Origin of the sequence: Pseudonocardia acidicola (assembly GCF_012911935.1) — a bacterium.
Lineage (GTDB): Bacteria > Actinomycetota > Actinomycetes > Mycobacteriales > Pseudonocardiaceae > Pseudonocardia > Pseudonocardia acidicola.
The window spans coordinates 1-12,928 of record NZ_JAAXLA010000122.1 but is presented as its reverse complement, the minus strand read 5'-3'; the positions used below and the strand labels follow the sequence as shown (position 1 = coordinate 12,928).

Annotated in this window: 15 protein-coding genes; 4 read left to right on the top strand and 11 right to left on the bottom strand. The window is 68.9% G+C overall.

The features are described 5' to 3' along the window. Together HF526_RS33205 and HF526_RS33200 are read left to right on the top strand one after the other, a co-directional pair. The coding region (locus tag HF526_RS33205; protein ID WP_211178145.1) for an acetamidase/formamidase family protein at window positions 1-185 on the top strand (185 nt) is incomplete at its 5' end. Window positions 186-413: 228 nt separating this feature from the next. Further along, complete coding sequence (locus HF526_RS33200; RefSeq protein ID WP_169385618.1) at window positions 414-695, top strand: DUF3040 domain-containing protein; 282 nt, start codon at window positions 414-416, stop codon at window positions 693-695. A gap of 263 nt (window positions 696-958) precedes the next feature. Here the strand turns inward: HF526_RS33200 and HF526_RS33195 are convergent, their stop codons facing one another. Next, entirely contained in the window at window positions 959-1,774 is an 816-nt protein-coding gene (locus HF526_RS33195) for an ANTAR domain-containing protein (protein ID WP_169385617.1), read from the bottom strand. Window positions 1,775-2,031: 257 nt separating this feature from the next. Next, window positions 2,032-2,838, bottom strand: coding sequence for a serine/threonine-protein kinase (locus HF526_RS33190; protein ID WP_169385616.1), 807 nt, complete (start codon window positions 2,836-2,838; stop codon window positions 2,032-2,034). Window positions 2,839-3,313: 475 nt separating this feature from the next. On the opposite strand from HF526_RS33190, the gene HF526_RS33185 reads away from it, so the two are divergent. Next, window positions 3,314-3,499, top strand: coding sequence for a hypothetical protein (locus HF526_RS33185; RefSeq protein ID WP_169385615.1), 186 nt, complete (start codon window positions 3,314-3,316; stop codon window positions 3,497-3,499). Window positions 3,500-3,863: 364 nt separating this feature from the next. Here HF526_RS33185 and HF526_RS33180 read toward each other — a convergent pair whose 3' ends face one another. The 3 genes from HF526_RS33180 to HF526_RS33170 all read right to left on the bottom strand — a co-directional run bounded on the left by HF526_RS33180 (window position 3,864) and on the right by HF526_RS33170 (window position 7,031). Continuing rightward, on the bottom strand, window positions 3,864-4,154 hold the full coding sequence (locus tag HF526_RS33180; protein WP_169385614.1) for a hypothetical protein: 291 nt from the start codon (window positions 4,152-4,154) through the stop codon (window positions 3,864-3,866). Window positions 4,155-4,216: 62 nt separating this feature from the next. Next, complete coding sequence (locus HF526_RS33175; RefSeq protein ID WP_169385613.1) at window positions 4,217-4,693, bottom strand: (2Fe-2S)-binding protein; 477 nt, start codon at window positions 4,691-4,693, stop codon at window positions 4,217-4,219. Between the two features lie 10 nt (window positions 4,694-4,703). Further along, complete coding sequence (locus tag HF526_RS33170) at window positions 4,704-7,031, bottom strand: molybdopterin cofactor-binding domain-containing protein (protein WP_169385612.1); 2,328 nt, start codon at window positions 7,029-7,031, stop codon at window positions 4,704-4,706. 984 nt (window positions 7,032-8,015) lie between these two features. On the opposite strand from HF526_RS33170, the gene HF526_RS33165 reads away from it, so the two are divergent. Continuing rightward, window positions 8,016-8,555, top strand: coding sequence for a manganese efflux pump MntP (locus tag HF526_RS33165; RefSeq protein WP_169385611.1), 540 nt, complete (start codon window positions 8,016-8,018; stop codon window positions 8,553-8,555). Here HF526_RS33165 and pqqE read toward each other — a convergent pair. From pqqE to HF526_RS33135, 6 genes are all read right to left on the bottom strand, one after another. Next, the gene (gene pqqE, locus HF526_RS33160) at window positions 8,547-9,638 is read right to left on the bottom strand and encodes a pyrroloquinoline quinone biosynthesis protein PqqE (protein ID WP_211178165.1); all 1,092 of its coding nucleotides are present in this window, start codon (window positions 9,636-9,638) and stop codon (window positions 8,547-8,549) included. The two genes, HF526_RS33165 and pqqE, sit on opposite strands and share 9 nt — an antisense overlap. Next, the gene (gene pqqD / locus HF526_RS33155; protein ID WP_338051924.1) at window positions 9,631-9,924 is read right to left on the bottom strand and encodes a pyrroloquinoline quinone biosynthesis peptide chaperone PqqD; all 294 of its coding nucleotides are present in this window, start codon (window positions 9,922-9,924) and stop codon (window positions 9,631-9,633) included. Before pqqD ends, pqqE begins: the two co-directional genes overlap by 8 nt. Before the next feature lie 10 nt (window positions 9,925-9,934). Then, entirely contained in the window at window positions 9,935-10,654 is a 720-nt protein-coding gene (gene pqqC / locus HF526_RS33150; protein WP_169385610.1) for a pyrroloquinoline-quinone synthase PqqC, read from the bottom strand. A gap of 8 nt (window positions 10,655-10,662) precedes the next feature. Next, a complete protein-coding gene (gene pqqB / locus HF526_RS33145; protein ID WP_338051923.1) occupies window positions 10,663-11,544 on the bottom strand; it encodes a pyrroloquinoline quinone biosynthesis protein PqqB in 882 nt (293 codons plus the stop codon). Between the two features lie 104 nt (window positions 11,545-11,648). Then, entirely contained in the window at window positions 11,649-11,744 is a 96-nt protein-coding gene (gene pqqA, locus HF526_RS33140) for a pyrroloquinoline quinone precursor peptide PqqA (RefSeq protein ID WP_169385608.1), read from the bottom strand. A gap of 75 nt (window positions 11,745-11,819) precedes the next feature. Continuing rightward, on the bottom strand, window positions 11,820-12,928 hold a 1,109-nt coding region (locus tag HF526_RS33135), incomplete at its 5' end, for an outer membrane protein assembly factor BamB family protein (RefSeq protein ID WP_169385607.1).

Sequence of the window (12,928 nt, the reverse complement as noted above, 5' to 3'; positions counted from 1 at the left end):
GCCAGGCCTACATGATCCTGGGTGCGGCGCCGATCGAGGGCCGGCTGTCCGGCGTGGTGGACATCCCGAACTCCTGTTCGACGGTGTACATCCCGACCGCGATCTTCGACTTCGACGTCCGCCCGGGACCGGGCGGACCACACCAGATCGATCCCGGCCAGGGCGTACCGATGGCCCGCGCCTGACGATCCGACGAGGTGGAAGAAGCCAGGAGGGGGGACAACCGGAGGTGTTCTCCCCTCCTTCGCACGGCTTCGGTGAGCGTCGTGAGCAGTTCCGGAACAATGCGCCGGCGGTCCGGCAGAACCTTCTGTGAGCAGGCGTCGGCGATCAGGTCCCCGGCCTGCCCGCCGCTTCTCCTCGCTCAGGCGCAGCCGCGCGTGCGAGCCGCCGAGCGAGACCGGTGAATTCCCGTGACGCTGAGCAGACAGGAGCGGCGCACGCTGCGCGCCATCGCGGAGGCCCTGACCGCGGAGGACCCCGCGCTGGCCAGCCTGCTCAGCACGTCGGCCGAGGAGCACCGGAACCAGATGCTGCGGGGGATCGCCGGAGCGTTCGTTGGGGTCTCGCTGGCCCTGCTGGTCCCTGGCCTGATCCTCAACGACTTGAATCTACTGATCGGCGCATTCATGGTCCTGATCAGCTTTCCGGTGACCTTCGCGTGTATCGCCGCCGCCACGGGACTCCAGCAATGACGACCGCTGCAGGGACAGGCGGACCCGGACGGGCAGCCCTCAGCGAAGGATGAGCTTGGCCCCTGACAACGGACACGCCCGGGCCTACGAGGAACTGATCGAGGCCGAGCTTGTCGCGGCAGAGCGGCTCGACGTCCGACGCCCTGACCTGACGTCCCCGTCATGCAGCCTCTTCCAGCGCGTCAAGCCGAGTCTCGAAGTGGTGCGGCGGGGGATGCCCCGCCCTGCTTGATCGAGCGATCGGGCCGGGCGTTCCCGCCGGGTCAGAGCTCGACCTTGCGGGTGGCGATGGCCTCGGCGATCTTGGCCAGCTTGACGTTCAGATATTGGGAGGCGGTGCGAAGGACGTCGAACGCCTGGGCGGCGCTGATGCCGCGCTGCGCCATCAGCATGCCCTTGGCCTGGCCGATGACGTCACGGCTGAGCAGCGCCTGTTCCAGCTGCGCCACACGCAGGTCCGCTGCCTCCACGGACCGGGCCGCGGCGAGAGCGGCCCCGGCGTGCGCGGCGAGCAGCAGACCCGTATCGCGGTCGGCGCCGAGGAGGGCCCGAGGCGCCCGCGCGTAGAAGTTGAGAGCACCGAGTCGAGGGGTCGGCGCTGTGGGCATCAGACCGAAGCTGAGCACGCTGCGCACACCGAGTTCGGCCGCGGCCGGCCCGAACTTCGACCACTGATCCGAGGCGCCGAGGTCGGGATCAGCGCTGATCCCCGTGCCGCCCCGGCGCGTCGCGTCGATGCAGGGTCCCTCCTGGAGCTCGTACTGCGCCTGGTCGAGCCGCAAGGCAAGATCATCCGTGGTGGCCGGGGTGTCGAACTCGGTGTGGTTCTTGCGCATGGTGATGCTGACGAAATCGGCCTCGGGCACCAACGCCGCGGCCGCGTGGATGATCGTGTCGAGCACGTCGGCAGCCGTCCCGGCGGAGAACAGCTGCGCGGCCAGCGTGGCGAACTGGGCCGCGAGAGGGCCGAGGTCACCTCGGCGGCGCGTGAACTCGGTGTCGAGTGCGCCCGCTGCGCGGCTGCCGGCCGGCTGAACGAAGTCCGCCTTGTCCCGCTGCCACGCCTGCTCGCTGCTCATGGGGCCTCCTGGCCGTGACTCGGACACAACTGAGAGCCGACGGCCAGCGGCCGGGGTAGGAGCGCTGCGGGCTGAACACTCCGGGCTGGGACCCCGGCCACCTCGTGGTGACCTACGGACGAAATCCTCGGCAGCGATTCCACCACCGCCGGAGCCGTAACCGCAACGTGATGCCAACCGGCGGGTGGTGAGCTCCACGCGGCGAGCCGACCCGAGCTGGCCCCGTCAGCAGTACGTTCGGCGAGCGGCTCCTCCGGTCAGCCACCCGATCCCGACAGCATTCCCGCGAGGTCGGCGGCCAGGGGGCGGTCCTCCGGATCAGCAGCTGTCGCGGCGGCGACGCTCTCGGTGAGGCAATCCGACAACCCGGGTGGGATCCGGGGCGGGCGATACAGCCGGGCGACAGCTGACTCGACGCCGCCCCCCGGGTACTCCCGAACCCCGGTCACCGCCTCGAGCAGAAGCAACCCGAGCGCGTACACATCGGCCGGCGGCCCGACCTCGTCCCCACGCACCTGCTCAGGAGCCAGATACGGGGCAGTGCCGACAACCCCACCTGGCTCGGTCAGCGGGGTGAAGCCCATGACCTTCGCGATACCGAAATCCGTCAGTTTCACCACCCCGCCGCGACCCAGCAATACGTTGCCGGGTTTGACGTCGCGGTGGACAACACCCTGTGCGTGGACATGATCGAGGCCTGCGGCCAACCGCGCCCCGAACCGGCATGCCACCTCACCGGGCAGCGGGCCATCCAGCAGCCGCTGTCCCAGGGTGGGCCCCTCCACGAACTCCGTCACCACATACAACCGACCCTTCTCGACGCCGCCGCTGTACAGCCGCACCAGACCGGGGTGGTGCAGACGCCCCAAGACCCGTAGCTCCCGACGCTGCCGGTTCAACGTGCACGCATCGACACCTGGATGAAAGAGCTTCACCGCCACCGGTCTCGCCCTGGGCTCATCCCAGGCCCGGTACACGCATGCCGACGATCCGGATCCGACCAGCTCATCCAGGATGTAGCGGCTGGCGATCACCTCAGAGCTGTCCCCCCGACGCTCGACCATGCACAACAACATCTCAGCTCGCCAACAGGTCCTGCCCGTCGTGATCCGAAACTCCACTCGCCCCGGTCAGGCAAGTACCTCACCGGGGCACGCGCGATCACCGCTAGCAGGTGATCACCGCTGGCAAGTAGCGAGCGGGGTGGGTGGCTGGGGCGACGCACTGACGCTCGCTACAGCCCCTCGGGCACTGCGCCAGCGGGCTCGCAGGCTGGAACAGGCGGGGCGTGGTTGCACTTCCGGCGGCAATCGCGGGCCCCCTCAGCCCCGGTCCCCCTCGAAGGCCCCACGCCATCAGCGTCCAGCCGCGCTCGGCCACTCCGACCTTCCGATCGGCCGAACATGCACGCGGCCATGGGCCACCGCCCCGGGACGCCGGACGGCGACGCCGGACGGCGGACCGCCGTCGACCTGGCCCTCATGCCGATTCTGGTTCCACGCCGGATCGCCAGGCGAGGGCCGAACCTGGCTGGTCCACATGCTGGAGCGCGACGGGACGGCCGACGTGGACCTCCGCGCGACCGCGCTCGCCGGCTGGATCAGGCTGTGCGAGGGCGACGCCGCGGCCGCCGGCGCCTACCGCGCGGCCTGCCGCGAGCTGGCCCGCGACGACCGGGCGGCAGACCCGGCCCGAACCGGCACGTCGACTCGCTGGTCGACGTGATGGTCGTACCGACGAGTGGATCGTCGCTCTCGGTGTTGTACCCGTTCTCCGACCGGTCGGACGCCCCGGCGGACCCGCCGCCGATGTCCGGCTCCGAACGGCAGTAGATCCTCGACTCGACGCGGGTGTCCGGGAGCTGACTCGAGGGCGGTACTCGCGGTCGCCTCGGCTGCGTCACGTCCCGGCACGCGCCGGACGTCCTCTCGCAGCGGGACTCGGCGATGACGGCCGAAGCGTGCGATGCAGAGCGACCATCGCTACCGGCCCCGCCGCTCGAGTAATTCCAGCGCCCGAGGCGTGGAGCCTGGGCGCCTCCTAACGGGAGATCATCGACGGGTGCGGCTACCGGCCGATCCCGTCGGGGTCATTCGAAGGGCCCGTTCTTGACAAGACCACCGACCGGGCCTTCGACGTAGCGGGGGTCGAACTGGAGGAATTCGCTCTCCAGACCGTTGGCCCCGTCGGGGCGGTCGTCCCCGTTGAGAGCGTCGGTGAGCGACTGGACCGCTGTCTCCAGCGTGGCCTGCCCGGCGTCCACCCCTTGCAACGGGCTCTGCGTGTCCTCGGCCGCGTGGGCGGCTCCGGCGCCGACGAGCGGCAGAACCACGGCCCCGACGGCACCCGCGAACAGCGAGCGACGCATGCGTGCGTTCATCAGTACATCCTTGGAGTCGTTCGGAGTATCGGGTCCGCGACGAGAACTGCCGGACCCGGCGGTCACATGTTCTCGGCGCCGGCCTTGATCGCCTCGCGGATGCGGTTGTATGTGCCGCACCGGCAGATGTTGCGGATCTCCTCGATCGCGGCGTCGTCCACGTCGCGGCCTTCGGCCTGGCACTGCTTGACCTTGGCGACGGCGGACATGATCTGCCCCGGCTGGCAGTACCCGCACTGCGGCACGTCACGGTCGATCCAGGCCTGCTGCATGGGGTGCAGGTCAGCGCCGACGGTGTCGGCCAGGCCCTCGATCGTGGTGATCTCGTCGTCGTCGGAGATGTCGGCGACCCGCACCGAGCACGGGTTGAAGGCCTTGCCGTTGATGTGGCACGTACAGGCCTTGCAGACGTTGATCCCGCAGCCGTACTTCGGGCCGGTGACGCCGAGCAGGTCCCGGATCACCCAGAGGAGGCGGACGTCGTCCTCGGCGTCCACGGTGACGGACTTGCCGTTGATCTTGAACGTTTGCTGGGGCATGACGCGCTCCTCAGTAGGTGTACTGCAGGCCGTCGGTGGGCGACGCCGGGATGGGCGGGACGGTCGGCTTGGGAGTGAACGGGAACGGGTCCTTGTGGTTGATCGGGAAGTACTCCGGCACCTTCCCGGTGGCCCGCGCGTAGGCGCAGGCGATCGCGCCGCAGGTGGCCGCCACACCGAACTCGCCGACGCCACCGGGCTCGTCAGCCGTCGAGTCCATGACGATGATGTTCATCTCCGGCGGGGTGTTCCACTGCCGCGTGTAGAAGTAGTTGTCCCAGCTGGCCTCGACGAAGTGCCCGTCGACCAGGTGCAGGCTCGAGGTCAGGGTCATCGCCAGCGCGTCGTTGATCCCACCCATCATCTGGGCCTCGACGCCGCGCGGGTTGATCACCAGGCCGACGTCGACGGCGTAGGTCACCTTGGTCACCCGCGGCCCGGTGACGGCCTCGCGGATCCGCCGGTTCACCGTCTCCGGCCGGCAGTCGATCTCGACCAGACACGCGGCCACGCCCTTGTACTCGACGTGCACGCCGAGCCCCTGGGCCGTGCCCTTCTTCATCGATCTGCCCCAGTCGCCCTCGTCGGCGACCTTCTCCAGCACGGCACGCATGCGGTCGTTCTTCAGGAACTCCATGCGGAACTCGTACGGGTCCTTGCCCATCTTCGCCGCGATCCGGTCGACCATCAGCTCGCGCGCGGTCGCCACGTCCGGCGAGTAGATGTTGCGCATGCTCGAGGTGTTGAACCGCATGTCCACCTCGTTGAGCAGCCGCGTCGACGCACCGAAGTTGTACGGCGTCACCTGGGTCAGCTCGAAGATGCTCTCCGAGAGGCTGAGGTTGCCGATCACCGGCGCCTTGAACGCCGCGGCCGTGATCGGCTCCCCGAGGCCGGGGTTGACCTCGGTGGCGACGCTGGTGTGACGCAGCTCGAAGCTGAGCACCGAGTCACCGGTGACCGACGCGCGGATCCGCGAGGTGGCCAGCGGGTGGACGCGACCCTGCCGTGAGTCGTCGGAGCGGGTCCACATCAGCTTGACGGGCTTGCCCATCTTCTTCGACACCTCCGCCGCCTCGAGCGCGGCATCGAAGAACAGCTTCCGCCCGAACGAGCCACCGCCCTCGGTCACGTGCACGGTGACCGCGTTCACCGGCAGCCCGACCTTCTTCGCGATCTCACCCTGGGCTGCGATCGGGTTCTTCATCGGGCCCCAGATCTCGGCCCGGTCCGAGCGGACGTCGGCGATGGCGCAGTTGGTCTCCAGCGAGCTGTTGCTCCGGAAGTAGAACGTGAACGAGCCCTCGAGGGTCTCACCGCCCGCCGCCGGCACCGCCAGCGGCAGCTCGGCCTTCTTGACCTTCGCGAGTACCGACTCGTCGTCCTCGCCCGCGACCGTGCCCGCCGCCCACCGCACCTTGAGCGCATTGACCCCGTCGATGGCCTGCCCGAACGTTGCGGCCCGCACCGCCACCCCGGTGCCGACCATCTCGACGTCGGTGACGCCCGGCATCGACCGGACCTCGTCGATGTTCTCGACATCCTCGGGGTAGCCGTTGAGGTCGGGCGCCCGGCAGATCACGGTCGGGAGCGCGTCCGGGATCTGCAGGTCGGTGGCGAACTTCTTCCGGCCCGTGACGATGGCGCGGGCGTCGGTCTTGTTCTGCGGCTTCCCGATGATCCGGAAGTCTTCCTTGGGCTTCAGCGTGACCTCGACCTGCTCGGTCACCTGGTTGGCCGCCTTCTCGGCCAGCGCGCTGAACGGCAGCGACCTGCCGCTCGCGCCCGTGATCACCCCACCGCGGCTGGTCAGCACGGCGACGTCCTGCCCCAGCTCCGCGGCCGCCGCCTTCAGCAGCTGGTTCTGGGCGAGCGCGGCCGCGACCCGGATCGGCGTGTAGGTGGTGAACGTGGTGCTCGATCCGCCCGTGAGCTGGTTGAACATCAGCTCGGGACGGGCGTCGGCCAGGGTGACCTTCACCTGGTCGATCTCGAGGCCCATTTCCTCGGCGATGATCATCTGAGTCGAGGTGATGATCCCCTGCCCGTTCTCCGAACGGGGCAGCGCGAAGGAGACGGTGCCGTCGCGGTCCACCTCGATCCTGATCAGGTTCGCCGTCGGACGCGCCGCGTCACGCAGCGTGTCGAGCAGGTCGTAGAGCTCCGGCGTCTGGGGCCCCGACGGGATCGACGCGGCGGATGCCTCCGGAGCACCCCAGATCGACTGCCGGGTGAGCTCAGCGGCCACGACGAGGGTGGGAGCGGCAACGAGATAACCGAGGAAGCGCCGCCGACTGACGTTCTGACGTCCCATGGTGGGCGCGCGGTGAGCAGGCATCTTGTCCTCTTCGACTTGCCGGCGGACTGCAGAGGGGGAGCGGGCCTGCCGGGAGACTGTGTCCCCTGCACAACGGATCGGTCGTATGACGGTTACGTCGCAATCTTGACCGGAAGCGTCGAACTTGACATGTCCTGATTGACCTGATCTACGTCGAAATCCATGGAATTACCGCGATGACCAGTTCTTTCGCCCACCGGTGCGGAGACTTGTCCCAGCCTGTTCGACACATGCACCCCTGTCCGCCTCGCCGGGAATCACCCGATCGGGTCGTCTCGTCGGCTCCGCTCCCGACCAACCGCCCGCCGACACCTCGGCCTGCCCGGCGGCCCCCTCCGGAATGCACCGGCACCAGCCTGCACGCCCGGGCAGCGCCCGCAGATGGCACACCAGGGACCGATGCAGGGTCGACGACACACGCGCTCAGCAGTGGCAGGCGGCAGGCGGCGGGGCGCGACGCAATCGATGCGGACGCACGGAACGGGCCCGCTACCGGCAACGACAGCTCCTTTCCGGAATCGCGATCCCCACCCGCCACTCACGGATTTCACGCTCACGTTCTCGCGGCTGAGCCCGACTCCCGGGACAGTCGATGAGGCCCCTTCCTGCGCATGCCCGGCTCAACACTTGTTCATCCGGCAGCACCCCTCGTGAGCACGTATTCCCGGGGCGATACCAGCAAAGAGTGAAGACGCCTCGAGCATCATCCGGCCAGCTTATCCCATGAACCATTACTGCACCGCAAGCGTTTCTCACAAATAGCAGATAATCCATTGTGGATGGCTCTTCCGGATTCGCCGGCTGGAATCCGGGAAGCGCGCATCACCCCCTCTCCGGCTACGTCTCCACGGCACGCGGGCAAGCCCGCCGCAGCCGGCCCGAAGAAGCTTGAAGAGCCACGTGACCTCGGACTACAGTGGGGATGATGCGAGAAGTAGACTGCTATCGAGCGAGCGGAACTCGGGTGCAGCAATTGGCGGTCACATGATCGTCGAACTTCTTATCCTCGGATTTACCCTCAGTTTGGACAACTTCCGAACGTCGATCGCACTCGGGACGCTTCCGTTCAGCCGTCGCCGTGCCGTACAAGTCGCCGTGACGTTCGGACTCTGGGACGGCGTGGCGCCCCTGGTGGGCGTTCTGCTCGGCCGCTACTTCGGCCAGGCGATCGGCCCGATCGCAGACTATGTGGGGCCGGCCGTGTTGGGCCTCTACGGTTTGTACCTTCTTGTCAGCTCCTTACGGAGCACAGCCCCGGAAGAAATCGACCATCCGTGGGTACTCTTCGGCATCCCTCTATCACTGAGCCTGGACAATCTGCTCGCCGGTACGAGTTTGGGGTTGCTCGGGTTCTCGCCCGTGCTCTCGGCCGTGACCTTCGCTGCCATCACGACCGTGATGTCGTTCGCCGGGCTGTACCTCGGGCGAGCCGCTGCTCGCCTCATTCGTATCCGCTCCGATCTCCTGAGCGGCATGGCGCTCATCATCATGGCCGTCGTGCTGGCGCTGGAAGCCTCACACTGAGCGACCCCGGTGTGGCCGGGGGATGAGTTGTTGTTCTGGTGGTCTGGTGGCGTCGTTGGCTGCCTGGACGGTCGCGGTCACCAGGTGGTGGTCGGGTGAGAGGTGGCAGACCGGGTCGGTGCGGGCGGGGTCGCCGGTGAGTTGGAAGGCCTGGCAGCGGCAGCCGCCGTAGTCGATCTCGCGGCGGTCGCAGCTGTGGCAGGGTTCGGGCATCCAGTCGGTGCCGCGGAAGCGCCGGAACAGCGGGGAGTCGGTCCAGATCCGGGCCAGGGGGTCCTCGCGCACGCTGGCGCGGGGCAGTGGCAGGGTGTGCGCGGCAGGGCAGGGCAGCACGTCGCCGTTGGGGGCCACGGTGAGCTGGCGCCGGCCCCAGCCGCCCATGCAGGGTTTGGGATAGCGGCCGTAGTAGTCGGGCAGGATGTAGAGCAGCTCCATCCGCCCGGCCAGGCGGGTGCGGGCGGCGCGCACCACCGCCTCGGCGCGGTCGAGCTGGGCGCGGCCGGGCAGCAGCGCGTCGCGGTTGCGCCAGCCCCAGCCGTAGTACTGGGTGTTGGCCAGCTCCAGCCGGTCGGCGCCCAGCCGCTCGGCCAGCCCGATGATCGCGCCGAGCCGGTCGATGTTGCCCCGGTGCAGCACCACGTTCACCGTCAGCGGCCAGCCCAGCTCGGTGACCACCCGGGCCGCGGCGAGCTTGCGGTCGAAGGAGGGGGTGCCGGCGATCCGGTCGGAGACCGCGGCCTCGTCGGCCTGGATGCTGATCTGGACGTGATCGAGTCCGGCCGCCCGCAACGCCTCGGCCCGGGCCCGGGACAGCCCCACCGCGCTGGTGATCAGGTTGGTGTACAGGCCCAGGCCGTGCGCGCAGGCCACCAGCTCGACCAGGTCCCGGCGCAGCAACGGCTCCCCGCCGGACAGGTGCAGCTGCCACACCCCCAACTGCTGCGCCTGCGCCAGTACCCGCCGCCACTCGCTCGTGCTCAGCTCCTCGCGGTAGCCGGCCAGATCCACCGGGTTGGAGCAGTACGCGCACGCCAGTGGACAGCTGTAGGTCAACTCGGCCAGCAACCCGAAGGGCCTATCCATCGCTGATCTCCACACGCCGCCGGGCCAGCAGCCCGGCCAGGAACCCGCACACCTCGTCGGCGGCCACCCGCTGATAGCGCCCACGCAACTCGGCCACGATCTCGGCCACCGTCCGGTGCCCGTCGCACAACCCGAGGATGTCCGCCCCGGTCCGGTTCAGCACCACCACCGACTCCGGGCCCAGCAGCATGTGCCGGCCCCGCGCCCCATCGAAGACCAGCCGCACGTGGCGCGCCAACCGGGGGCGCCCCGACAACGGCACTGACGAGGCCACCGCGCTGTTCACCGCGCTGGCCCTAGTCCGGGTAGGCCTGGTCGATGGCGTCCATCATCGCCCACAGCACATCGCATTTGAACGCCAGCGCGGCCACCGCGCGGGTCTGCGCCTCGGCCGTGCGGCAGTGCGCGCACACCACCTCCAGGGCGTGCGCGGAATCCCGCGGGGCCTGCTGCAGCCGGGCCCGGAAATACGCCAGCCCGTCCCGGTCGATCCACCGATAGCAGCGCTCGAACGCGGCGAGCCGCTCGGCCATCAGGTCCGGGGCGAACAACTCGGTCAACGACGAGGCCACCGCCTCGACCCACGGCTTGGTGCGGGCGAAGGTGACGTAGGCGTCGACGGCGAACCGGACACCGGGGACCAGATGCCGCCCGTCCGCGATCTCCTCGCGGGTCAGCCCCACGGCCTCACCCAGGTGCAGCCAGGCCCCGATGCCGCCCTCCTCGCCCGCCGTGCCGTCGTGATCGACGATCCTGCGAATCCATCGCCGCCGGACCTCCAGATCCGGACAGTTGGCCAGGATCGCCGCATCCTTGCGCGGAATGTTCTCCTGATAATAGAAGCGATTGGCCACCCACCCCTGCAGCTGCCGCCGGCTCAACTCCCCGGCGTTCATCCGCACATGAAACGGATGTTGATCATGATAGCGCCGCGACTGCGCGCGCAACGCCTCCACAAAACCCTCGGTCGTGGTCGTCTGCGCGATTGTCTGCGTGATTGTCTGCGTTGACGTCATCACAAGCCCTAGACCCGAATCTCCAGCCCGTCCATGGCCACTTCCATCCCGCGTTCCTCGACCAGGCGCCGCTGCGCGGAGTCCTCCAGGAGGATCGGATTGGTGTTGTTGATGTGCACATACACCGTGCGCTCGATCGCCAGCGGCGCCAACCGCTCCAGGCTTCCGCCCGGACCGTCGATCGGCACATGCCCCATCTCCCGGGCCGTCTTCCCGGCCAACCCGAGCTCGATCAACTCCTCATCGCGCCAGCAAGTCCCGTCCACCAGCAGGCACGCACACCCCTCCAACTGCGCGCACACCGCCGCACTCAGCTCCTGCACCCCCGGCAGATACACCGCCACCCGGCCGCTGCGCCCATCGGTCAGCCGGTAACCCACCACCCGGCCCGGCCCGCCCTCCGGCCCGAACCGGGCCCGCTTCGTGGTGGGAACGTCGAAGGCCCGGTACGACAACCCGTCTCCCAGGACGGCATCGGTTCCCGGAACGACCGGTCGCCACGTGACCGGGCAGTAGCGCTCCAGTGTCCGGAGCAACGACGTTCCCTCACGCAACGTGTCGTGCACGGCAGGGGTGGCGTGGAGCTCGAGGGCCCGTCCCTCGCGCAGCAACAGCAGCCCGAGCGTGTGGTCCAACTCGGCGTCGGTGAGCAGCACCGCCGCCATCGGCGTCGCCCGGTCGGCCCGCGGATGCATGGCGGGGAAGGCCTCGACCTGGGTGCGGATGTCGGGCGATGCATTGAGCAGGAACCACCGCCGGTGATCGGCGCTCACCGCGACCGACGACTGGGTGCGGGCACGACACGGCCGGGAGCCGTCACGGACCGCACGACAACCCGGGCAACCGCAGTTCCACTGCGGAAACCCACCCCCCGCCGCCGATCCCAGCACCCGCAGCCACACCCTGATACTCCGTCCCTCACCGGCCCGGGGGGCCGCGGTCCCGGACAGCAGGAACGGCGCCGGACCCGTGTCCGGCGCCTCCCCACGGCCCGCTAGTCCTCCAACCGAGCCACGTACATCGTCACCTCGGGAGCACACTCGATTTCCTCGAACTCCGGGGTCTCCCACACGGCGAGCTGAGACTCCATCGATTCACCTCCTCTCCGCCAGATTCCCCTGCCCGATGTCGGCAGGCTCCCGTCACCGCACTACGACTCCCCGCACTACGACGATTCCGGGAGGGCGAAGACGATCAGAGCGCTTCCGTGGCCGGCGCCGAGCATGCCCGGCAAGAACCCCTCGGCCCAGCCGCCCCAGCCGACCGGCACCGCGATGTACTGCCGCCCGTCGATGCTGTAGGTCGTCGGGCTGCTGTGGTGCCCGCTGCCGCACTGGAACTGCCACAGCAGCTCCCCGCTGCGGGCATCGAGCGCGACGAACTCCCCGGAGGGCTTCCCGGCGAACACCAGATCGCCGCCCGTGGCCAGCACCGACGCACACATCGGCAGCTCGTTGCGGTAGCGCCACTTCTCCTCACCGTTGCCGTCGAACGCGCTGACCGACCCCGCCATGTCCTCGATGTCCACCTGCACACCCGCGCCCCAGTACGGGATGCTCTCCTTGAACTCCCGGCGCCGCCGGGTGGCCGTCGCGCCGGTGTCCTGGACCGGGACGTAGAACAACCCGGTCCTCGGGCTGTAGGCCGCATGGGTCCATTCCTTGGCACCGGCCGGACCCGGGTAGAAATGAACCGGTTCCCCCTCCTTGTCCGGGTACACCTTGGCCGTCACCTGGCCGTCCCGCGTGATCGCCCCCCAGGTGATGCGATCCACGAACGGGGTGATCTGGACCAACTCACCGTTCGTGCGATCGACGACGAAGAAGTAGCCGTTCTTGTCGAAGTGCCCCAACAGCTTGCGGTCGTCCTGTTCGAACAGGATGCACTCCGCGATGCTGTCGTAGTCCCACACGTCGTGCGGGGTGCACTGGTAGTGCCAGCGGATCTGCCCGGCATCCACGTCCACGGCGATGATGCTGTCGGTGTAGAGGTTGTCGCCGGGCCGGACCTCACCGTCGAAGTCGGGCGCCGGGTTGCCGGTACCCACGTACAACAGGTTCGTCTCCGGATCGAAGGTGCCGGTGAGCCAGCAGTTCGCCCCACCCCGCGCCCAGGCCTGCCCGTCGGCGGGCCAGGTCTCCGACCCGGGCTCCCCAGGCTTGGGCACCGTGTAGCAGCGCCACACGTGCTCCCCGCTGTCGATGTCGAACGCATCGAGATGACCGCGCACCCCGAACTCCCCGCCGGAACTGCCCACGATGACCATGTTCTTCA